Source organism: Bacillus cereus group sp. BfR-BA-01349 (genome assembly GCF_022663795.1).
GTDB lineage: Bacteria > Bacillota > Bacilli > Bacillales > Bacillaceae_G > Bacillus_A > Bacillus_A cereus.
The window spans coordinates 39,797-61,950 of the sequence record NZ_JAKUGE010000028.1 but is presented as its reverse complement, the minus strand read 5'-3'; the positions used below and the strand labels follow the sequence as shown (position 1 = coordinate 61,950).

Here is a 22,154-nt window from a genome sequence, read left to right as displayed (position 1 = left end):
TCAAGCATATTCAAAGAACTCCGCTAAATTTATTGATACCATCTTTCTAACAATTCCTTCTCCCTCTCGCCTGAAATACCTGCTTTTAATTCCCATTCTTCCGTACTCTCCATCCACTCATACACATCTGTAACTGTCTCGTCTATTCTTCTAAAAGTAAGTCCTTCATTAACCGCACTTTCGATACAAATAGAAAACCCGCCTCTCCACGGCTTCGTCTCACCATCTAATGGGAAAGTTTCTGGAATCCACAAAGGCATTTCTGTCCAAGGCTGCACATTGTGTTCACTCATAAACGATTCGTCTATCCAAACAAATTCAGCATCGCTATTCGTAACTTTTTTACACGTATTTAATAGCTCTTCCATCGTCAATTCATCATTCGGACCTGTTATATTGAATGTACCTGCTTTATTATTTTCTGCCATGTTGAGTCCAAATCTCGCGACATCTTTTATATCAACTATCTGCACTGGACGATTTTTTCTTCCTGGAACTAACACGTTACCTCCTTTTGCTACACGCTGAATCCAGTATGGAAGTCGATCTGTATAATCGAACATTCCTGAAAGAAGTCCTGCTCTTACGTGTAAAACACGCCCCGGCCAATACTTCTCTGCTTCTTTTTCGCATAATACTTTCAGCGCACCATAATGCTCATAAGGAGATATTTCACCATTCTCTACAGCCTTTATTTGCTCTTCCGTCGGTTCAGGTTGTAATATATAGTCTTCTTTTATGTCATGAGGAATCCAATCTTTATATACGGAAAGGCTTGAGATGAATATATAGTGTTCAATATTATCTTTAAGCACTTCTCCAACATTCCTAATGTGATGTGGAGAAAATCCACATGTGTCTATGACAACATCCCACGTTCGATTTTTTAAACTTGATACATCACCATTTCTGTCACCGATTAAATGTTCCACTTCTGGAAAAATTTCATTGTTTGTTCCACGATTAAATATTGTAACTTCATGCCCTCTTTTCAACGCCTCTTCTACAAAAGCTCTTCCTAAAAATCGTGTACCGCCTAGTATTAGAATCTTCATGGTTCTCCCCCATTCGTGATAAAAAATCTATTCTTTTGTTTAACGATTTTTTGTTGTGAAAAGTTACGGGGAATAATTTAATTTTTTCTACAAGTTCAATATATGTAATTTCGACACTTTTTCTTTCTTAAAAACAATAATATGGAAATATTCATTCTGTCGATTTCCATTTCATATATAATTAAAATATCGGATATTCGATTAACCACTTATACATACTTAGGCAGGTGAAAAATATTAATAAACACATAGTTTATCATTCAACATTATGTATTTATTTTCTTACATCACTTGTATATATCATCTTGCTGAACATAGAAAATGGTCGTAATTATTTGGGGTTTACAATGGTTGTTCCGCTTTTAGCAGTTATTTCATATCAAATGTTATATAAGAAACAAAAAATAGTTCATACACTTGGAATTTCACGTCCAAAATTAAAAGCACTAATTTTCTCCATTTTATTTCCACTACTTCTAGGACTATGCCTTCATTTTTATTTTTATATTTATGATATAAAGTTCTTATATCATCATTGGAATGAGTTAGGATTCCTCTTGCTCGTTGGTCTTACAATTGGATCTTTATCTGCATTATTAGAAGAGATTATATGGCGAGGGAATTTTCATTACTATTTACGAAAAAAATATTCATTTATGCAAACAGCTATTATTATAGCTTTGCTTTGGTCTTCATGGCATTTACCAGTAGCTATCTTTTATAAAAATTATAAGTTTCAGTTTGTAGGAATATTAAGTTATCTCTCTTTATTATTTATATTGTCTTTAATTTTGACGTACACGAGAGAATATGGTGGTTCTGTAATATCACCCGCAATTTTACATGGTATGTTTAATGTATTTTATTTAACAGATGTAGTACAACACAAGTGGGATGCCAGCCTAATAGAATTAATTAAATTTACCTTACTAGCAATTGTGCTGGGCACAATGTATCTTATACTTCACAAAGTTAAAAAATAGTTAAACAGCTAAGAAAAAAGATGTTTCTTCTTTTAGTTGAAAGCAGCTTTAATAGATTATAAAGTACTTCAACACCTTGCAATTATTTAATAATCGTATAGGTGTTGAAATTTTATAATCTTAGTTACATAACTTTGTTAACACAATACTTTTTTCTATCATGGAGAACAAAACAAGTTTAACTAAACCTTTCATTCTTATTTTTATAAAAATAACCATATTAATCTTTTAAATAAGGAAGTATGCACCCTTTAATTAATTCCCATCTATCCCGTGCATTCGGCATAGCTTCAGAAGCAATTACTACAACCAATTCCTTCTCTGGAATACAACAAATCATATTCCCACCATCACCCATTGCACAATACGAATAGACACCCTCTTCTTCTCGTAACCACCATAAGTAACCGTATTGATTTGAATTCATCGCTATTGATTCTTTTATCCATGATTTTGATAGAACTTGTTTTCCATTATGAATACCTTCATTCAAATACATCTGTCCAAACTTAGCCATATCCCTAACCGTTAACGTTAGTCCCCAGCCGCCCGTCGAAATACCATTTGGATCGTGAACCCATCCTTTCACATCTTTTCCGAATAAGTCATCAAATCCAAATGCTTTCATATTATAGTTTGGAATTTCTCTCATGCCGAGTGGCTGAAATAAGTATTCATTCGCAAATTCACGCGCATTTTTTCCTATTGCGTTCGTTATGATCGCTGATAGTATATGAGCTCCTGCAGATGAATATTTAAAAGCTCCAATCTCTCCACCGTTCCCCATTCTATGAAGTGTATACTGTACCCAGTCTAGTTGTGTACATAATTCTTCTAACGGTTCCTGCCAGTCTACAAAAGGGTATGGAGCTGTCATTGTAAGTAGGTGTCGCACTGTTACTTCAGATGACTTTACTTTATATTCAGGGAAAAACTCTATTACTTTTTGATCAACACTTTTTATATAGCCCTTATCTATACATATTCCAATTAGCGCAGAGATTATCGTTTTTGTAACTGACGCTACATGAAATGTATCATTTTGTCCGTAATCGTTATAATATTTTTCAAAAATAACATTACCTTTCCGCACTACTAACATACCACTCATATTTTCATATTCTTCTTTTATAATCTGATCTAACTTTTCAGCAGTTTTCATTATTCTTTCCCCTTTAACCTGTAATTAAAAAGGTTCGATAGGTACATATATATCAACTATATGTTTATGCTTTGGATGCTGCTTTGGGTCATTTCTATATACTTCAAAAGGATACGAGTCTCTCGGTTTATATCCGCTATTTGGCAGCCACTCACCATATATAAAGTCCCACGCTCCCTTATATGCATCTTGGAATATTTCAAAATGTCCTACTGTATACTTGCCTGAAGGTATTATCATTATTCCAATATCACTCGTTTCTACTGCGGACGCATCCGGAATTGTTATACATAAACTTGTTCTTAAATGATAGTCCTCAGTAAATTCATGATGATTGTGGTAAATGGTTAATACTTTCGTATCCTCAAATACATGATAGTTTTTCTTCGCCGCGTAACGAAATAATTTTTCTATCATTTCTGGAAAAGCTATAGCTAACTCTTCATATGTACCTGTATGTCTTATGTATGCGACGTTTATATTATCCGCTGTTACAATTTCAACATTTCCTCGAACCTTCTTACATTCATTGTATTGAGGAATTCCCCTTACGTCTTTGCAATTCTTGCTATTATCGTTTCGATATTGAGACGGACTTACGCCGTAATAATTTTTAAATGTTCGGGAAAAAACTGCTGAATCTGTGAATCCGAAGTGATACGCAATATCTGTAATCGTCATGTCTGCGCGATATGTAAGTAAATGTGTTGCCCTTTCTAGTTTCAAGCGATTCACATACCGAGATAATGGCTCATCAACTATTCCTTTAAAAATCCGATGAAAATGATACTTCGAAAATCCTGCTATATCAGCTAGCTCTTCAATGGATAATGAACTGTCTATGTTTGATTCTATATAATCTTGAACCTTATGTATGCGTCTTACATACTCATTTCTACTCTGTTTATTCTCCATACTCTTTATCTCCTCACAACAAAAAGAACCATCCTAGAATACTTTTAGGACGGCTTTCTATTCGTAATAGATTCTTCCATATTCTATTGTTAAATCGATATAATTTCACTATATTTTTTAAATTGATGGTAATGTGGCAGTATCCCGATTTAATTGAAAGAAACAACTATTTTTTTATAGCCCTACGCAAATTAATAATATTATTGGGATTTAGCTCCCATTGTCTCATAAGTTCTTTTTGTCTTGTTTTTAAGTCTTCAAATGGTTCTTCCACTATGTCGATTTTATTAAATTTCCCTTCGAAAACTAAAGCATTTTTTATCTTTTTATATCCACCAAAACCTAAGTCGTCATTTAGTAACCAGACTACTCTCTGTATTTTTGCGAATAAAATACCACCTGTACACATTGGACACGGTTCCAACGTGCTATAAATAGTAAACTTCTCATTTTTTATTTTTGCATCAAACATTGCTTCCCCTGCATTGCGAATAGCGTCTATCTCTGCGTGAGCTGTTATGTCTTTTTGTGGATGCACTCTATTTCTTCCTCTTGCAATGACATTATTATTTCCATCAACAATAACTGCTCCTACTGGATATGTATTTTCTTTTAATGCCTTTTCTGCTTCTTCCAATGCCATCTCCAAAAAATATCTATCTCTTTCAAAATGCATATAAATCCCCTTCTTTTGATGAAATTATTTTACAGAAATTGCTTTTGACATCCCACTCACTTCTATTAAATTAACAAAATAAAAAAGGATATCATTATGTCTGCAACAACAGGGCAAGCATGGTGTTTTGATATAAACTTAATTTAATAGAATTTGTGATACAATCCAATCGCCATTAAGCTAAGAAAAACAAATACCCTAAAACGCGAATTTTTGAGGTATCATAAAATTTTCAAATTTTTAATTCTTGTTTTGACGTTTCTTTTGTATGCTACCTATAACCCCAAATACAATCGCTACTGCTAAACATACGATTGAGAAAGTTTGTAATACGTTTGTCGAAAAATAGCCTACCCCTAACACTACTGCTAAAACAATTCCTGCTACTAACATTCTCCGTTGCTGCATATCCATGCAATCATTCCCCTTTTATCTACACATTTTTCAAAAATAAAACTCTACTCAAGCCATTCCCATCATAATTTGTATGTACCGATACACCCTCTACTTCATCATCCCCAGCCGCAATTCGAAAACCGATTTCTTGATGAAACTGTATCGACTTTTTATTAGTTGGTGACGTAATTGCTTTTACAACTTTACGATTATTTGCACGAGCGACATCAAAGAAATAAGAATACAATGTCGATGCGATTCCTCTTCTTCTATACTTCGGATTTACACCGATAAAATGAACGTATGCTTCATCTTTATATGTTTGTGAAAAAAATCCACATAAGAAACCTAACGTTTCTCCTTCTTCTTCAATGATAAAACTCGTTTCTTGAAAGTGAACGAAAAACAATTTTGGCAACATGGCAGCCATGTCTCTCCCGCCCCACCAATCATTTAAAACAGAATGAATCTTTACATAATCTTCCCCTTGGATGTTTCTTACTCGCATATGTTTCTCCCTCTCACTCACTTCATTTTTTCATAAATTTTAATGACTGTTTCTACTAAAAGGATAAATACCCATATCCCGCAAAATACGAGAACAGACTGGAATATCGATCCAATTATCATAACACCAACTGCACCTGTTATTGAAAAGGATATTCCACCAAACCCTGGATCCTGTATAAATGCTCCAGCAGAAATAGCGATTATAATAGATACTATTAAATAAATCACACTCATTATTTTTAATATTTTTATAGAAAGATACGAAGTTTGTTCTTGCTCCACTTGTGATAATTCGATTTCCCCGCTTTTAATTCCTTTTTGCAAACAGTCCTCACATAGAAATTCTTCCTTAATTTTTTTACCACCGTGCAATGTACCTGTAATTTCTTTACAGCGCGTACACTTTCGATTTATCATTTTGTTATCACTCCAATCTCGTAAGATTATACTTATACAATTTTGTTTTACCTTATTATTCCTTTTATGTATTTTATAGAGAGGTGACGTGTTTTATGATATCTAAACTTACTTTTGGCTATAAAAAGCCTACTGAGCAATATGTATTACGACCTAGTTGTTATGCAATTATTTTCAACTCAACTTCTTCAAAGATTGCTGTTATCCAAAAAGGTGACCGTTACTTTTTACCTGGTGGCGGTATGGAAGGTAATGAAACAAAAGAAGAATGTTTGCACCGTGAACTACTAGAGGAATTAGGATGGGCAATTAAAATTGATCAGTATATCGGTAATGCGGCTCGATATTTTTATGCAGAAAAGGAAGATATATATTATTTAAACGATGGATTTTTTTATATTGCGAATAAGGTGGATGTCTCCATTGCATGCTATAAAGCTTCTCATACACGATCATCAAAAATGGGCCGTTGAACAAGCGCTTTTATTACAAAAACAAAAAGGATCTCCTTCTATATGAAAGAGATCCTTTTTACTGTTAACTTACTTTTTTCAAATTGAGAGCTGGCTTTTTGATTCCACCTTTTTTTACAACATATAAACCGATGAAGATAATAAGCCCGCCAACTAGTTGCATCAAATTAATTTGCTCTCCAATTGTTACTGCCGCAAAGATCACTGCAAACAATGGCACAAGATACATATAAACCATTACTTTCGTTGAGCCTATTTTACTAATACCGACATACCACATTGCAAGTCCGAATATGGTCGCAAAGACGATTGAATATGCTAGTGATTCCCAGCTTGGTGTATCTACTGGCCACGTTAGTGTGTTTACGTTGAATAAACAGTATATAACGAGAGGTACAATTCCAATTAAAGTAGACCATGATGTGACTCTCATTGCGGAGTACTTTGTAATAAGAGGTTGTGCTAAAATTGGGTACCATCCCCACGCAATTGCTGCGACTAATCCAATTATATTTCCGAGCCACGCATACTCGTAAGTAGCTCCTCCTGTGTGTCCTGTTAATAAAACGAATGCTGCACCAATAAACGCTACGATTGAACCAATTTGTACTTTCATCGAAAAACGTTCTTGTTTGTGCAATACTGCTAATATCCCTGTAAAAATAGGGGACATCGCAATTAATAATGAGGCGTTCGTTGCTGAAGTATATTTCACGGATAGCATAAACATCGTTTGATACATTGTCGTACCAACGATGCCGACTGCTACTAATCGTAACCAATCTTTTCTTTCAATACGTAATGAGCGTTCCATCATAAAAGTAATAAGTAATAATACCGGTGATGCTACTAAAAATCGTAAACTATTAAATTGAATGGATGACATAAATGCCACGCCATACTTTCCTATTGTATAATTTGCTCCCCATACTAACGCAACTGATACTAGGAGCCATTCCATTTGCCATCGTTTCATCCGAATCTCCCCTTCCATATTTAGCATAGTAAAATTGGCTGGATATAACACCGTCCAATTGGCTGTTTTTTTACCCAGCCAATTTGCTATACTGGATTTATATAAGAGATACGGAGGCGTTTTTTATGGAATGGAAGCTAGATAATGACAGTAAAATCCCTATTTATCAGCAAGTTGTTGACTTTATTGAGAAACGTATTACATACGGAGAACTTCCTCCAGGAAGCTTCCTACCTTCCGAACGGAAATTAGCTACGCAGTTAAATGTAAACCGTAGTACAGTAACGACTGCTTATAATGAGTTACGTGCTATGGGAATTGTAGAAAGTACGACTGGTAAAGGTACACGTGTAAGTACACATATGTGGGGCGTTTCTCCAACATTAACGCCGAACTGGAGAAATTTCGTAGAAGGTGGTACGTTTTTACCAAACTTACCGTTACTTCGCCATATTCGGGCAGAAATACAACAAAATGAAAATATTATAGATTTTGCAAACGGAGAGCTCGGCTGTAATCTTTATCCTCACGATCAACTACAAACGATTTTACGAGAACAACCGTTAACGCATTCATTAAGTTATGATCATCCGCAAGGCTATCTCCCGCTAAGACAAGCGGTCGTAAAATATATGAAAGAATATTTAAAAGTTGAGGCGACTGAACAATCCATTATGATTACATCTGGTGCACAGCAAGCACTTCACCTTATCGTACAATGTTTATTAAATCCCGGTGATGCTGTTGCTTTCGAAAGTCCTTCACACTGTTATTCCCTGCCTCTATTCCAATCAGCAGGTATTCGTATTTTCCCATTACCTGTCGATGAACATGGGATTAATCCAGACGATGTACAGGAGTTATATAGAAAACACCGTATTAAAATGATCTTTTTAAATCCAAATTTCCAAAACCCTACGGGAACGATGCTTCATCCAAACCGTAGAAAAACACTGTTATCACTTTGCGCAGATTTACGAATTGCAATCGTTGAAGATGATCCATCCAGCTTGCTGACGCTAGAAAAGAAACAGCCTTGTCCTACTTTGAAATCAATAGATGAAAACGGAACAGTCATTTATGTACATTCTTTATCAAAAATGATTGCGCCAGGATTACGAGTCGGCTGGCTCGTTGCTCCGCAATCTGTAGTAGAAAGATTATCCGACGCACGGCACCAAATGGAATTAGGTATGAGCATATTCCCGCAGTGGCTTATGCAGCAGTTTTTCGAAACTGTACCATTTCAGTCGCATATCGTACCGTTACGAAAACAACTAGCAGAAAAAAGAGACGTTATTGTTCGTGCTCTAAACGAGCAACTTCATGATAAAATCTCTTTTTCAAACCCTACTGGTGGTATTTACATATGGGGAAAATTAAAAGAACCGATAAACGAAAAACAACTCATTATGCAAAGCTTAAAACAAGAAATTGCTTTTATGCCTGGTAGTATTTTCGGCGCGAAAGATGGTTATATTCGTTTATCTTATGGAAAAGTGGATATTGATCAAATTGAGGAAGGTATTTCTCGTTTGCGGGAGGCTATTTTGGTTTGTGGGAAATAAAATAACTTTTTAATACATTTAAAACTTCTTTATTCATTGACTCCAGATAATAAATAAGCAAAAAATAATGAAAAGAAGCTTAATTCCAAAATTAAATTATAAGAAAGCTCCTGATGATTGATACAGGGGCTTTCTTTTCGAAATTTTTCGTTTTTCTTTATCTTTCTTCCCTACTTCTAAGAATGATTCTTATAAATTGTAACTCATTATGATTAATTCACCTTTCCGTCCCATCCTTCTAACCCCATTATCACAAAAACCACATTTTTTATATAAAGATTGTGCAGCTACATTTTTAACGTTTACTGCTAAAATAATTTTATTTATACCTAAGAAGTTATTTCGGACAAAGTCAGGTAATATCTTTAAAGCTTGTTTTGCATATCCTTTCCCTTGATGGTGAAAATCTGTTGAAAATGCTCTTATTAAAATAGATTTTTCATTATTTGTATATGGTTTAACCCCGTCATTTTTATGTAAAATAAAAAACGTTACAAGCTCATTATCTTTCATAGCTAAAATTGAATGCCGATTTGAATCCTCACTCGATAGTTTTACAAGCTTTTTAGGTAAACCTGTATAACAAAGCTGCTCTTCTGACAATGTATATTGATTTATTATATTTCTGAAGTTTTCATTATAAAAATATAACTGCATATAAATATCGCTCTCCTCAATAAATGGTCATTTCTATTTCGTTATCTACAAGTTAAATAATAAAACTCATCCCCTATTTTCTGTAAAATATTCCTCTTCAATATTCTTAACTACACATTTATTATAAATAGAGAAAAGCAACTCTCCATTCTCACAATCTAGCTGTATACTTAATAAATATTATGGGATTTGAAGTTTTTATCTCCACATTCTCACCCTCAAATATATACATTTGTTTATTTTCGATATCAATAAACGCCATAAGTCCATTCTCATTATATGCTTCTGAATATTCACCATCTATTTTTATTCTTTCAAAAGAAGAAAAAGGAGAATGTACTACTTGATATTCGGAAAGCTTCATTATTCGCTTTTCTTCCGGTACGTGCACAATTTTCGGATCATCATCAGATAAATATTCTAGCCCAATTTTATTCGGCGCAACAAAAATTAATAAATGCAATGGTTCTGTTTCATTATTTTTATAGCCATGTATATGGTTCTTCCACCCAAACACTATCTCTCCTTTTGATGCACGAATCATTATTTTATTTGAAATATAATAATCCAAATGACCTGACAACACAACCGCACAATCTTCTCCAAATGGATGGCTATGAGGTGGTATGCCTTCATGCGATTGAAAAATCACTTCATACACCCAATACTTATCATCATTCGTTTTATGAATAAGATCATTTTTTGATATATTAATAGTTGTTTGTGATAAATCGAAACTCCTCATTCGGCCCTCCTGATTAATTTCAGACTTACTTATCTTTTGAAACCATTGCATAGAGCAGTAACATGAAATGATCCTCTAATTTAAAATACATTTTATTTATATATATTCTATTGCTATTTTATCCAAATAAACACTATTAAAAATCAATCCGCAGAATGAAATTCAAATAAAACTTCCTAATACTTTCGTATTAAGAAATTTTCAAATCACTACATATAACCACTTATTAAAATCTATAGTATATTCGTTATTTAGTTCGAAATATTCGTTCATTTTATACAAATACATATGTATTAAATTGTGGAAGATATTACTTGTTTGACAAAACCTAAATCTACCATTATTATCAACACGAACCTAGTTATAGGAGTGATAAAGATGAAAATTTACGTTGATGCAGATGCTTGCCCTGTAAAAGATGTAATTATTTTTGAGGCTACGAATGCAGAAATCCCTGTAACGCTCGTTACTAGCTTTTCTCATTATTCTAATGCTCAGCAACCTAAAGGTGTGGAAACAATTTATGTTGATTCCGGAGCAGATGCTGCCGATTACCGAATTATGCAATTAGCAAAAAAAGAAGATTTAATCGTAACACAAGATTACGGTCTTGCTTCGCTCGCTTTAGCAAAAGGCTGTATCGTTCTTCATCATAAAGGTTACAAGTATACGAATGATAACATTGAACAATTGTTACAAACACGATATTTAAGTGCAATGGTTCGAAAAAGTGGTAAACGTACAAAGGGACCGAAACCATTTACAGCAGAAGATAAAGAGAAATTTAGAGTGCTCTTTAAAAGTATGATCGCTCTTTAAAAATGAATCGTCTATTTGCAAGGAAAACTTCGCAACACAAAGAAGAGAATATCGTAATGAACATTCTCTTCTTGAGGTTTACCCGTTTAAAATGAAGGTAAATTATCTAAGTTATTTTCCTTTATTCCATCAGGTTCACTACGTATAATATCTCTGCCATACTTATGAAATACGTCCACATGAGCTAACTTCCCTGATTTTGCTTCACTAAGAGCAGTCATATAATCTAACTCTCTCCCGCTACTTGTTTTAAAAGCAATCAAATCACCTTCATCATTTTTACGAACAGCAACAATTTGTTCTGCTCCTGAAGTAACTTCCTGAGCTATTTCAAATTGAGCTTGCTCTTCCCCTTGATGTAAATAATCATTATATACTTTTTCAAAGTCTTTTTTGTCCATTAAACTCACCTCCAAAACATTTTATTAGTATGGTTGGGAGGTGTTGGTTTTATGTACTTTTCTGTTAGAAAAACGAATTTTTAATACCTACGCAAACCCTTCAAAGTTTCCAATATATCATCTGTAAAGGCTGTACTACCCTCTGTCTCTAAAGCTCTGAAATATAAACTTCTTAAGAAAGCTCTAATATTTTGTACTAAAATATCATATTGAGGATGCGGGATGTCTTCAACAATTGCTATGCTATGTAGCCAATTGCTCCACTCTTCTTCAGTTAAAAGATTTTGGTTACGTAACGACATAATTGGTGCTACTAATCTCTCATCCTCAAAGTGAATGTATACGTAGTCATGTAAGCGTACCTTCTGACGAACAGCTGCAAGAATCGCATACGAAAATTCACGACTTTGGATTGTACGTGCTAACGCATCAAGCGCATCTGCTGCATGTGCAGTAGAGTGTGCCCAGCCTTTTCCTTCTACGTAACCTCTTACATCTTCTTCTAAATATACATATTCCAGCACTTGTTCTGCTACACTGTACAGTTGTTCTTCGGATAACAACGGTTCTCTTTCATGAACAGATAAAATAAGTGGTGGAATTAATACGGAGAATGCACGTTTAAATACAGAGTCTGTTCCCTTTTCACCAATTTTATAAAATAAATAATCAGGACTAATTGCTTGTAGCATTAACCCTCGTAATTCTTTTTGTCTAAACACATCATTTGTAATCCATGTATGAAGCGTACTATAAATTAAATCATCACGTAATTCAGCGTCAGGTGATCCGATATAATCTAGCATCCACTGCGCATATGGATATGCATCTACGTCTTCTGGTACAGCATAATTATTATTTTTAATTTGTAGTAGTTCTTCTTTTAGTTCTAGTACTTCATTCATTCTATTCCCTGTCCCCTTTTTACGTTTTTTTATTGCCTTATCCCCCGTTTTTTGCTTTCTAAAGTTAATTTAATTATAAGAGAATTATAACTATAAATAAAAGGCTATACATATAATTTTGATTATGTATTACTTTCGCTCTTGAAATATAACTTCTGGATTTGCTAAATCACTATTCCGAAATACAACATCCGCATAACTTTTTGGATTATGCTCATCTATATACATCTTACAGGCAGCATGATATCTGTTTAAAAACATCTTCTCTGCTTCTTCATAACTTCCAAAAGCTTCTGTCTCCCGCTTTGCACCACGTTTTCTCGCAATCTCAAAATCTGTATCTACAAAGATTTTGTAATCAAATAAATGCGTAACGTCTTTTTTCAATAGAAACGTTCCATCTACTATTAATATCATATTTTGCGTAGCCAATAGCGGCTCATTATGTACAGGCATATCCGTTATTAAGTTATGAGAAATCGTTTCATACTGTAAATTCCCGTTAAGTCCTAAAGGCATTAATAATCTTTCTTTGAAAGCTGTATAATCGTGTGCATCTTCATAATACCCTCTTGCAGATTCTTTTCCTTTTGCATAGCGAATCACTCTTGGATTATGAAAATCATCAATGCTGGCGCGTGTTACTGGTAATCCTCGTTTTTTTATTTCTTCCGCTAGTTCGTTTGCAAATGTTGTTTTTCCTGAGGCTGTAATACCGCTTACTCCAACTCTTATTGGATGGGTTAAGTTTAGCTTTACAATATGATCTGCAATTTCTTTGATTCTTTGTTTTCGGTTCATGATATCTCCCTTTATAATTAGTTGACATAATATAATTATAGATAATAATTCATGTCACTATTTGTCAGTAAATTGATATCCTTTCTCGAATCGCTGATATCTCGAAAAAATCATTGATATATTTTAAGTTATGATAGATATATTTGAAAAATCGTTGATATATTATTAGCTTACTTTCCCTTAAACCCTCGATATAAAGCAGTCCGTAATTCTTGTTTGTATTCTTCAATTTCTGGCATTTCGAGTTCTTCTGCTAGTCTGATAGCTAATTCAATATCATACGGTACTCGTACAAGTTGAATAGAAAAGCTCGCTGCTTCTTTTTCATTGTAAGTTCCTTCAAATATTAAATAGGAAGCTTGTGTTATTTCAAGTGGGTTTCCTACGCTACCGGCATTACATAACGTTTTCCCTCTGAAATTTTGAACGAATGCTTGGTGAACGTCACCGTAACAAACGACATCTGGTTTTCTTTCCCCTTCTATATTTTCCGTCAGATCACTATTTTCGAACATACTAATACGTTCTTCTCTTGAAGCGTGTGGTTGAATTCTTTCATATAAACTTCTCGGTGAAGCGTGAAACATACGAATGAATTTCCCACTCATATAAAACTCGATTGAAAATGGTAAGTTTCTTAAATAGTCATTTTGTTCTTCCGATAATTGTTTTTGATGCCATTTCAATGCTTCAAATTCAGTCGGCTTTGTAATAAAATCATCCCAGTTTCCCATTACGACTACTTCACATTCTTTACGAATGATTTCAACTGCTTCACTGGAATGAGGTCCTTTTCCTACTAAATCTCCAAGGCAAATAATGCGCTCGATTCCTCTTAATTTAATATCATTCAACACGGATTCTAATGCTTGAATATTACCGTGAATATCTGAAATTACTGCTATTTTATCCATATAAATTACTCCTTTATTTATTAAATTCGCTTGATTGATACCATTTTGGAATATAAGATGAAAAATGATTATGATCTTCTAAAATTCCATTTAATCTTTCCTTCATATCATCTACTAAATGCGGTGTACTTCGATTCGTCCAAACGATATCCGCTGGGAATGTCATCGCGACGTACAATGTATACAGTTTCCAAAAATGAAGCGATGGTTCGCCTCCGAAATAACCGTGAACTTGTCCAACCGCAAATGGTTTACTTATTCTTATAGTAAAAATCGCTACGTTATAAAAATCGTGTATTGGATCACCAAAATCATATCCACCAAAATCGATAACGATAAATTCCTTATTATGAATCATGCTATTTGCTGGATGGAAGTCATCATGTAAAAATCTTATTGGACGATTTCCCAATAAATCTTTATGATTTTCTACAAAGGTTAATACTGGCTTCAAATCCAGAAAATTCACCTCGTAATCTGTTAGTGCCTCTATGTATCTTTCGTATTTATTCCATCTAGATGTTTCCCATTTATTACTTGCACTTTCTCTTTCAATTGAGTGAATCCTCTTTAATACTTCCCCTGCTTTTCTTCCTGCATTATACTGTTCTTCCACCGATAACTTCTTTAAACCTTCTTCACCATTTATACCTCGGGTCCATTCAAATACTTGAACACATTTATTTAATTTCTCAATTATTATGAAATGAATTAACTTGGGTGTTGGAATATGTAATGACTCTAATTGTTTCATATACGTATATTCTTCTTGTTTACGTTCAAAATGAACAGCATCACATACTTTTACAAAATAGGTTTCTTGATTCTTTAATTCAATTTTATACTTCTCTTCATGTGAAAAACCTTTTGAAATAGCTGTACACGTTGCAATACGAGGCCATTCTAGTATTCTCTCTATCTCTCTAAGCATTTCTTCCACAACGTTCACCTCTATCAATATATGTACAAACTCCCTAACACTTCATGCTCTCGTTTATTTCCCCCTTTAAACTCTACTGCAAATGGATATTCGCCATGATTCTTTATGTATTCTTGCACTAGACCTTCTCCAACCGGTTCACAAAACTGTACTTGAATGTCACCAAACGATACACTTTGACACTCAGCATTCCATTTTTCATTTTTCACAACTAAGCTTGTAGATAGCTCCATTACTTCTTTCCATTTCCGTACTGTTTCTCGAACATTTTTTACTGCGTAATGAATCGTTTCAATTTGTTGCACTTTGTTTTTATGTTCAGTAATCGTCCCACTGTTACGTAAATCGTTTCTTCTTTCTTCGTCCGTTTCATTCCACTGTATAAAGAAAGGTAATTTCGGTCCGTTCTCTTCTTGCTTAACGAATAACATTTTCCATTCTAAAAGTCGGCCATCTTTTCTCATACGTTTCCCTTCAAATGGCCCTATCGTATGTAAGCCGTACTTATTAAAGTTAACTGCTAGCTCCTCAATTGCATCTGTTCGGATCGCGATTTGTAGCATTCCTTCTCCATTTTGTAGTTTCACCACTGTTTCTTGTACTAATGGATTTTCTGCTTCTTTCGCTTTTTCTTCATGTTGAACTGCTAAAAATTCTATATATGATAAATCAAAATAACTTAAACTATTCCAAGTACCCCAATTCTTATGCTCTCCGCCTAATACAGTATGAAATCCAAGTTCCTGCATTTGTTTTGCCGCTTCCTCCGGTGTACCATGAACTGCGTGAACGAGATGATCAAATCGTAACATGTCTTTCTCCCCTTTCTCTCCATCCTTTTATTGTATATTTTATTTTTCTTTCATTCAATTCAAAAACTTTAAAACCTAGTTGATTTATACGATTAATATGTATTATAATGAAACAAATTTAATTATTGCTGATTGGAAAAACCAAAGGCACTTTTCTCATACGGGAAAAGTGTCTTTTTCATTTATTATTACAGGGGGATTATTTATGCAGAAATTAATTGTCTTTGCTATTATTGGATTTTTCGCTCAATTGATCGATGGAGCACTTGGAATGGCGTATGGAGTAACGTCTTCCTCTTTATTATTAATGTTTGGTATTGCACCAGCTGTTGCATCTGCATCAGTTCATTTAGCTGAAGTCGTTACAACTGCAGCTTCCGGCGCATCTCATATCAAATTTGGAAACGTTGATAAATATACAGTTTCCAGGCTTACATTACCTGGGGCAATCGGCGCATTTGTTGGGGCATGTTTTTTAAGTAATTTGCCCGGAGATGTAATCAAACCATACATTTCCGTATTTTTATTTACTTTAGGGGTTTATATTTTATTACGATTCATCATTCAAAAACAAATTGTCACTTCAAATAAACGTATGTCTGCAAAACAACTTGTGCCGCTTGGTTTATTCGCTGGATTCGTTGATTCAACTGGTGGCGGTGGTTGGGGGCCCATTACGACACCTGTTCTTCTAGCAAGAGGAAATGAAGCTAGAAAAGTTATTGGATCTGTAGATACGAGTGAATTTCCTGTTTCACTCGCTGCAACAATCGGCTTTTTCATTTCACTTGGCTGGGAACAAGTAAGCTGGGTTTGGGTATTTGCCTTAATGCTCGGCGGTATTGTCGCAGCTCCAATTGCTGCATGGTTAGTCCGCATCGTTCCACCCCATTTACTTGGCGTATTAGTTGGTGGTCTTATTATCTTTACAAATATTCGTACACTGCTTACTACATTTAAAGTGGATCCAACTGTTATTTCACTTTCTTACGTTGCAGTTGGTCTTGTCGTTATTATTTCTATTTTCATTGCTGTTCGAAATCATTCCAATCGTCCTAACGCATCAACGGCTGAGTATCCAAATGATCAGAAGCAAATGCTACCATAACTATAAAAAAATGCCGCTCAATTTAGAGCGGTATTTTTTATTTTTCTATTTTCCAATTAATCATCGTTTCTGTAGCATTTACTCTCTTCATATGTAACTTTTCTAAAACACGCATCGAACTATAGTTATCTATGAGTGTCTCTGCAATTATTGTTTCTACCTCTCCTGTTTTGAAAGCCCAATCGATTAGTTCTCTTACAGCTTCTGTTGCATAGCCCTGATTCCAATATTTCTCAATGAATCCATAGCCAATTTCTACTGTTTGATCCTCTTTTGGTTTCCCTTTAAACCCAATATCACCTAAAACGCTATCATCTTCTTTCCGAAGAACATACCACGTCCCCCATGGTAATAAAGCCGAATCTTGTTTTACATTCTCTACATGCCCTACAATATGCGGACCGCTATTATATCCTTGCTCGTTAGCGACTTGAATACTCTCTTCTGTACACGGCACTATATAGAGCCTTTCTGTTTCTAATTTCATTTTGATTTCCCCTTTTTGCTTAAACGTTACTTTAATTATAACAAATAATATGACTTTATCATGAATGTCGAATTATATTTTTCTGAATTTTCTTTTTATTTAGAGGGTTTTTCAATATTTTTTGCGAAACATTTGTATAACAATTTTTTCTTTGCTTATTGCTACATAATAGTAGGTTCGGGTGGAGTTTTGCAAGCGTTTCCTATACAATAACCGATATTTTTTGACTTTTCCTAACAAAATATCTTGCAATATATTCAGAAAGTCATTACAATTGCCATATATTAAAAATCTTAGCAATATATAAATCCTCATCAATCCGATGAGGTAGAGGTTGCGACTTTTAATAGTAAAACGGACGAGACACAGAGAATGTCACTGACTCCGTTTGAAAGGAAAAGTTGCCGAAGTTTATATTTCTTCTCTGGAAATATGAGCTGGGGCTGTCTCCGAAAGGAACAGAACTGTCACGTTTACAAAATTACCGTGTAAACGTGGGGTGCTATCTTAACGGAAGGGTATGATGGGGTGGTTATTTGTGAAACGTTCCGCCAAATTCCTTTGGCGGTTTTTTGTATTTTTCTCCCCCGCTCCTTCCTAACCTACAAGAAAAGGAGTGTTGAACATGAATAGCGCAACAAATCAATCTACCTCTAAAACGCAAACTACACAAGGACAAGGTGAATTAAAACGCGGATTAAAATCGCGTCACCTTACGATGATTTCTCTCGGTGGTACAATCGGTACCGGACTATTTCTTGCCAGCGGTGGTGTCATTCATTCAGCTGGTCCTGGCGGTGCACTAATCGCATACGCCGCAATTGGAATTATGGTATATTTCTTAATGACAAGCTTAGCTGAACTTGCAGCTTACATGCCTGTTACTGGATCTTTTAGTACGTATGCAACAAAATTTGTTGATCCATCACTTGGTTTTGCACTTGGATGGAACTATTGGTATAACTGGGCGATTACAATTGCGGCAGAACTAGCGGCCGTAACATTAATTATGAAATTTTGGTTCCCAGATACCCCTTCTCTTATTTGGAGCGGATTATGTTTAGCTATTATTTTCCTTTTAAACTATTTATCTGTTAAAGGGTTTGGTGAATCTGAATATTGGTTCGCACTTATTAAAGTAGTTACAATTATTATCTTTTTAATTGTCGGCTTTATGATGATTTTCGGAATTATGGGGGGCGAAACTGTTGGCTTCAAAAACTTCACTGTTGCTGATGCACCATTTAACGGTGGTATCATGGCAATTATCGGTGTATTTATGGCAGCTGGTTTCTCCTTCCAAGGAACTGAATTACTTGGGGTAGCTGCTGGTGAAACTTCTGATCCAGAGCGTAATATTCCGAAAGCAATTCGTTCGATCTTTTGGCGTATTCTTTTATTCTATATTCTTGCGATTCTCGTTATCGGTTTATTAATTCCTTATACAACTGAAAGTCTTGCCGCAAGTGATGTAACAGTAAGTCCATTTACACTTATTTTCGAAAAAGCGGGCGTTGCCTTTGCTGCTTCTGTTATGAACGCTGTTATTTTAACTGCTGTACTATCTGCTGGTAACTCTGGTATGTATGCATCAACTCGTATGCTTTGGGATTTAGCTCGCCAAGGAAAAGCACCAAAGTTTCTTGGTAAATTAGATAGCCGCGGTGTACCTGTTAACGCGTTAATCGTAACGTCAATTGTTGGTAGTATTGCTTTCATTGCTTCTTTATTCGGTGACGGAGTTGTATACATTTGGTTATTAAACGCATCCGGAATGTCTGGTTTTATCGCATGGGTCGGAATTGCAATTAGTCATTACCGTTTCCGTAAAGCATATATCGCACAAGGAAAAGATTTAAATGACTTACCATATAGAGCAAAATGGTTCCCATTCGGTCCACTCTTCGCATTTACTCTTTGTATTATCGTAATTTTAGGACAAAACTATGGCGCATTTATGGGTGAATCAATCGATTGGAACGGCGTACTTGTTTCTTACATCGGTTTACCACTCTTCTTAGTACTATGGTTAGGATATAAATTTACGAAAAAAACGAAAGTGATTCCACTTGATAAATGTGAACTAAAATAAAGTGAAACGAGCAAACAAATTTGTTTGCTCGTTTTTTGTTGCAAACCTCTTTGCTTCCCTATTGCTCCTGTTTTTGCAATAATAAAGGAAATATAAATAAAGGTTGGGATACAATGAACATTCGCATTACTGATGAAGCGAAAGCAGCTATACATAGATTAGAACTTGAAGATAAAAAGATCGTTCGCATTAGAGGAACAATGACGAACTCTTGTAGTATTTTCGTTGATGTCGATTTAATTTTGGATACATATAACGCAGATGATGTTGTATATGAAGATGCAGATCTTATCGTACAAATGGATTCATTCACGAAAGGCTACACTGGTGATACAGTGAAGCTTGATTATAAGACGACTGGTTTTAGTATTACGACTCCGAGTGAGACGTTAGTTTATGGTTTGTCGATTAAAAAATAAAAATTGTTTTCATTTGACCACCGAGGTGAAAAAATGGGTAATTATGTTCCGTTAAAATTTTTATTTAGCGAAGAATTAGCAGAAAAAATAGCTGATTCTATTTGTAAATACGATCCGAATTTCTCTAAAAAAAACTTTGTATCCTCTGTAACATGTAAAGTTGAAGGTTTAGGGTTAAAACAACGTATTGAAGTAATAGCAGATGAATTACATAATGCATTACAAAAAGATTTTAATGAAGCAATACATATATTACTAAAAACATTAGGCCCAGAAAATACAACAGAAGTAGGCACATTTACAAACGGATATATGTACATGCCTCTTGCAAAATACATTGAAAAATATGGACTTAACGACTTTGAAACCTCATTCAACGCCATGTATGAAATAACAAAAAGGAATACTGCTGAATATGCCATTCGGCCTTTTCTTCAAACATACCATGAAGACACACTAAACATATTACAAAAGTGGATTCATGATAAAAACAGCCACATTAGAAGATTAGTTTCTGAAGGTACGAGACCAAGACTTCCTTGGGCTAAAAAAACAGGAGCTCTAAAAGGTGATTTTAAGTACAATTTACAGCTTCTTGAACCATTAATGAATGACCCTTCTAAATATGTTCAAAAATCTGTAGCCAATCATATTAACGATATTACGAAAGAAGATAAAGAACTCGTTTTTCAGTGGTTACAGCAATTACGTGATAAACAGCATCCTATTAATCCTTGGATTATAAAACATGGGCTAAGAACAGTAATAAAAAGTGGTACTTTACCAAAAAATTTTTCTTTTTAAGTATTTTAAACAAAACCGCTTATGCTTCAAAAATGAAGCATAAGCGGTTTTCCTTTTGAATACAGAAATAACAAACATAAAAAGTACTTTAAATTTCTTCTTTATATCATTATTTTACTAACTCTTCTATGTTATTACTTTCCTTAATTTTTTCGGATGATAGCCAGAGTGAATAACTTGTTCCATCCTTGTTCCTTAAATATATGTTAAATTCCTTATTATATAGTTCTTCTTTAAGAATAGTGACTACCTTTCTCAAATCATCTATTACATATGGATCATTTCTATATTTTATCTCACTGTCATTGAAAACTAAAGTCAATTCATACTCTAGACAATTGCCGTCTTTCGGGTGTGGACAAGTAATATCCTCAATTACAAAACGATCATTTTGAATTTCATTTAACCTTACGCCTACTTTTGTTTCAGTTTGAATCAAATATGTCCAATAACCGCTTACTGTGTTTTTCATTGTTAAAAGCAGTTCTTCTTTCGTTATAGCTTTTTGCACATTTTGAAAAGGGAAACCTATAGATTCACCATTATAATCCTCAATTTCAAGTGTTGTTATCTTTCTATTACTCTTCTGAATGAATTGAATTAGAGCATATAAACGATCTAATTCTTTTGATTCAAATTGACTGTAATCAATCTTGTCACTCGTTTTTAAAGTTAATAATAACTTATCCGTTGGTTTCTCCTCTATATCATCATCCACTATATATTGAAAAACATTTTTATTTTCAGGTTCCACGTAACCTAATTTTTTAATTTCTTCTAGCATTAGTTTAAATTTCTTATATTCCTCATATGTTTTTTTTCCGTATTGATATTCATCACCTTTTATTCTTGAATATAGGAAGCCATCTACCTCTACTCTAAATTGAATATTTTTGTTATTTTTTGCTTGAACAGTATGATATGTATGCCCCATATTCCCTTCGTTTATAGCACCCCAATGTATTACAATCACATCAATTCCGTGCTTTTTTTTCACATATTTTTTCACCTGATCGTCATCTTTATAATTACACCCACTTAAACATAAGAAACATAACAATCCTAACATTACATTTTTCATTCTTTTCATATAGCACCTTGCCCTCTTTTTTCATAAAC

Annotated in this window: 25 protein-coding genes, 1 pseudogene and 1 riboswitch; of the genes and pseudogenes, 8 read left to right on the top strand and 18 right to left on the bottom strand. The window is 34.3% G+C overall.

The window, feature by feature from the left end:
- Nucleotides 1-29: 29 nt before the first annotated feature.
- On the bottom strand, nucleotides 30-1,055 hold the full coding sequence (locus MR169_RS16700) for an SDR family oxidoreductase (RefSeq protein ID WP_000697702.1): 1,026 nt from the start codon (nucleotides 1,053-1,055) through the stop codon (nucleotides 30-32).
- Nucleotides 1,056-1,282: 227 nt separating this feature from the next.
- Between MR169_RS16700 and MR169_RS16695 the strand changes: the two genes are divergently transcribed.
- On the top strand, nucleotides 1,283-2,038 hold the full coding sequence (locus MR169_RS16695; RefSeq protein WP_002000090.1) for a CPBP family intramembrane glutamic endopeptidase: 756 nt from the start codon (nucleotides 1,283-1,285) through the stop codon (nucleotides 2,036-2,038).
- Nucleotides 2,039-2,258: 220 nt separating this feature from the next.
- Here MR169_RS16695 and MR169_RS16690 read toward each other — a convergent pair whose 3' ends face one another.
- The 6 genes from MR169_RS16690 to MR169_RS16665 all read right to left on the bottom strand — a co-directional run bounded on the left by MR169_RS16690 (nucleotide 2,259) and on the right by MR169_RS16665 (nucleotide 6,114).
- On the bottom strand, nucleotides 2,259-3,200 hold the full coding sequence (locus MR169_RS16690) for a serine hydrolase domain-containing protein (protein ID WP_000844661.1): 942 nt from the start codon (nucleotides 3,198-3,200) through the stop codon (nucleotides 2,259-2,261).
- 24 nt (nucleotides 3,201-3,224) lie between these two features.
- Nucleotides 3,225-4,115, bottom strand: coding sequence for an AraC family transcriptional regulator (locus MR169_RS16685; RefSeq protein ID WP_242319683.1), 891 nt, complete (start codon nucleotides 4,113-4,115; stop codon nucleotides 3,225-3,227).
- Between the two features lie 166 nt (nucleotides 4,116-4,281).
- Nucleotides 4,282-4,791 carry a nucleoside deaminase gene (locus MR169_RS16680; protein WP_000545359.1) on the bottom strand — a complete coding sequence of 170 codons (510 nt, stop codon included), beginning with the start codon at nucleotides 4,789-4,791 and terminating at the stop codon, nucleotides 4,282-4,284.
- Nucleotides 4,792-5,031: 240 nt separating this feature from the next.
- Nucleotides 5,032-5,205: a hypothetical protein gene (locus MR169_RS16675; protein WP_000367555.1), complete on the bottom strand. Its 174-nt coding sequence runs from the start codon at nucleotides 5,203-5,205 to the stop codon at nucleotides 5,032-5,034.
- Nucleotides 5,206-5,224: 19 nt separating this feature from the next.
- Nucleotides 5,225-5,695 carry a GNAT family N-acetyltransferase gene (locus MR169_RS16670; protein ID WP_242319682.1) on the bottom strand — a complete coding sequence of 157 codons (471 nt, stop codon included), beginning with the start codon at nucleotides 5,693-5,695 and terminating at the stop codon, nucleotides 5,225-5,227.
- A gap of 17 nt (nucleotides 5,696-5,712) precedes the next feature.
- Complete coding sequence (locus MR169_RS16665) at nucleotides 5,713-6,114, bottom strand: DUF3980 domain-containing protein (protein ID WP_000610505.1); 402 nt, start codon at nucleotides 6,112-6,114, stop codon at nucleotides 5,713-5,715.
- A gap of 95 nt (nucleotides 6,115-6,209) precedes the next feature.
- Here MR169_RS16665 and MR169_RS16660 point away from each other — a divergent pair.
- Nucleotides 6,210-6,633 (top strand): annotated as a pseudogene (locus MR169_RS16660) (NUDIX hydrolase).
- A gap of 18 nt (nucleotides 6,634-6,651) precedes the next feature.
- Here the strand turns inward: MR169_RS16660 and MR169_RS16655 are convergent.
- Entirely contained in the window at nucleotides 6,652-7,563 is a 912-nt protein-coding gene (locus MR169_RS16655; protein WP_000832957.1) for a DMT family transporter, read from the bottom strand.
- A gap of 125 nt (nucleotides 7,564-7,688) precedes the next feature.
- Between MR169_RS16655 and pdxR the strand changes: the two genes are divergently transcribed.
- Nucleotides 7,689-9,131 (top strand): MocR-like pyridoxine biosynthesis transcription factor PdxR, encoded by a 1,443-nt coding sequence (pdxR, locus tag MR169_RS16650; RefSeq protein ID WP_000454889.1) that lies wholly within the window; start codon nucleotides 7,689-7,691, stop codon nucleotides 9,129-9,131.
- Nucleotides 9,132-9,320: 189 nt separating this feature from the next.
- Here the strand turns inward: pdxR and MR169_RS16645 are convergent, their stop codons facing one another.
- Entirely contained in the window at nucleotides 9,321-9,788 is a 468-nt protein-coding gene (locus tag MR169_RS16645; RefSeq protein ID WP_001177780.1) for a GNAT family N-acetyltransferase, read from the bottom strand.
- A gap of 151 nt (nucleotides 9,789-9,939) precedes the next feature.
- Complete coding sequence (locus MR169_RS16640; protein WP_001255979.1) at nucleotides 9,940-10,533, bottom strand: cupin domain-containing protein; 594 nt, start codon at nucleotides 10,531-10,533, stop codon at nucleotides 9,940-9,942.
- 378 nt (nucleotides 10,534-10,911) lie between these two features.
- Here MR169_RS16640 and MR169_RS16635 point away from each other — a divergent pair, with 378 nt between their 5' ends.
- Nucleotides 10,912-11,352 carry a YaiI/YqxD family protein gene (locus MR169_RS16635; RefSeq protein WP_030026255.1) on the top strand — a complete coding sequence of 147 codons (441 nt, stop codon included), beginning with the start codon at nucleotides 10,912-10,914 and terminating at the stop codon, nucleotides 11,350-11,352.
- An 86-nt stretch (nucleotides 11,353-11,438) separates the two neighbouring features.
- On the opposite strand, the gene MR169_RS16630 is transcribed toward MR169_RS16635, so the two are convergent.
- From MR169_RS16630 to MR169_RS16605, 6 genes are all read right to left on the bottom strand, one after another.
- A complete protein-coding gene (locus MR169_RS16630; RefSeq protein ID WP_000358163.1) occupies nucleotides 11,439-11,753 on the bottom strand; it encodes a DUF3892 domain-containing protein in 315 nt (104 codons plus the stop codon).
- 80 nt (nucleotides 11,754-11,833) lie between these two features.
- A complete protein-coding gene (locus tag MR169_RS16625; RefSeq protein WP_016118180.1) occupies nucleotides 11,834-12,658 on the bottom strand; it encodes a DUF2785 domain-containing protein in 825 nt (274 codons plus the stop codon).
- Nucleotides 12,659-12,787: 129 nt separating this feature from the next.
- Complete coding sequence (locus MR169_RS16620) at nucleotides 12,788-13,459, bottom strand: nucleoside/nucleotide kinase family protein (protein ID WP_086392018.1); 672 nt, start codon at nucleotides 13,457-13,459, stop codon at nucleotides 12,788-12,790.
- A gap of 170 nt (nucleotides 13,460-13,629) precedes the next feature.
- Entirely contained in the window at nucleotides 13,630-14,373 is a 744-nt protein-coding gene (locus MR169_RS16615; protein ID WP_000357661.1) for a metallophosphoesterase family protein, read from the bottom strand.
- Nucleotides 14,374-14,386: 13 nt separating this feature from the next.
- Nucleotides 14,387-15,313, bottom strand: coding sequence for an aminoglycoside phosphotransferase family protein (locus MR169_RS16610; protein WP_001986396.1), 927 nt, complete (start codon nucleotides 15,311-15,313; stop codon nucleotides 14,387-14,389).
- A 14-nt stretch (nucleotides 15,314-15,327) separates the two neighbouring features.
- Nucleotides 15,328-16,125: a VOC family protein gene (locus tag MR169_RS16605; RefSeq protein WP_000943342.1), complete on the bottom strand. Its 798-nt coding sequence runs from the start codon at nucleotides 16,123-16,125 to the stop codon at nucleotides 15,328-15,330.
- 205 nt (nucleotides 16,126-16,330) lie between these two features.
- On the opposite strand from MR169_RS16605, the gene MR169_RS16600 reads away from it, so the two are divergent.
- Nucleotides 16,331-17,233: a sulfite exporter TauE/SafE family protein gene (locus MR169_RS16600; protein WP_001170721.1), complete on the top strand. Its 903-nt coding sequence runs from the start codon at nucleotides 16,331-16,333 to the stop codon at nucleotides 17,231-17,233.
- A 37-nt stretch (nucleotides 17,234-17,270) separates the two neighbouring features.
- On the opposite strand, the gene MR169_RS16595 is transcribed toward MR169_RS16600, so the two are convergent.
- On the bottom strand, nucleotides 17,271-17,720 hold the full coding sequence (locus tag MR169_RS16595; RefSeq protein ID WP_242319681.1) for a GNAT family N-acetyltransferase: 450 nt from the start codon (nucleotides 17,718-17,720) through the stop codon (nucleotides 17,271-17,273).
- Between the two features lie 320 nt (nucleotides 17,721-18,040).
- Nucleotides 18,041-18,233, top strand: a riboswitch (Lysine riboswitch).
- A 112-nt stretch (nucleotides 18,234-18,345) separates the two neighbouring features.
- On the opposite strand from MR169_RS16595, the gene MR169_RS16590 reads away from it, so the two are divergent.
- From MR169_RS16590 to MR169_RS16580, 3 genes are all read left to right on the top strand, one after another.
- Complete coding sequence (locus MR169_RS16590) at nucleotides 18,346-19,812, top strand: amino acid permease (RefSeq protein ID WP_001083387.1); 1,467 nt, start codon at nucleotides 18,346-18,348, stop codon at nucleotides 19,810-19,812.
- A gap of 113 nt (nucleotides 19,813-19,925) precedes the next feature.
- Entirely contained in the window at nucleotides 19,926-20,231 is a 306-nt protein-coding gene (locus tag MR169_RS16585) for an iron-sulfur cluster biosynthesis family protein (RefSeq protein WP_242319680.1), read from the top strand.
- 33 nt (nucleotides 20,232-20,264) lie between these two features.
- The gene (locus tag MR169_RS16580) at nucleotides 20,265-21,035 is read left to right on the top strand and encodes a DNA alkylation repair protein (protein WP_000528937.1); all 771 of its coding nucleotides are present in this window, start codon (nucleotides 20,265-20,267) and stop codon (nucleotides 21,033-21,035) included.
- Between the two features lie 109 nt (nucleotides 21,036-21,144).
- Here MR169_RS16580 and MR169_RS16575 read toward each other — a convergent pair whose 3' ends face one another.
- Nucleotides 21,145-22,125, bottom strand: coding sequence for a hypothetical protein (locus tag MR169_RS16575; protein ID WP_242319678.1), 981 nt, complete (start codon nucleotides 22,123-22,125; stop codon nucleotides 21,145-21,147).
- Nucleotides 22,126-22,154 lie beyond the last annotated feature (29 nt).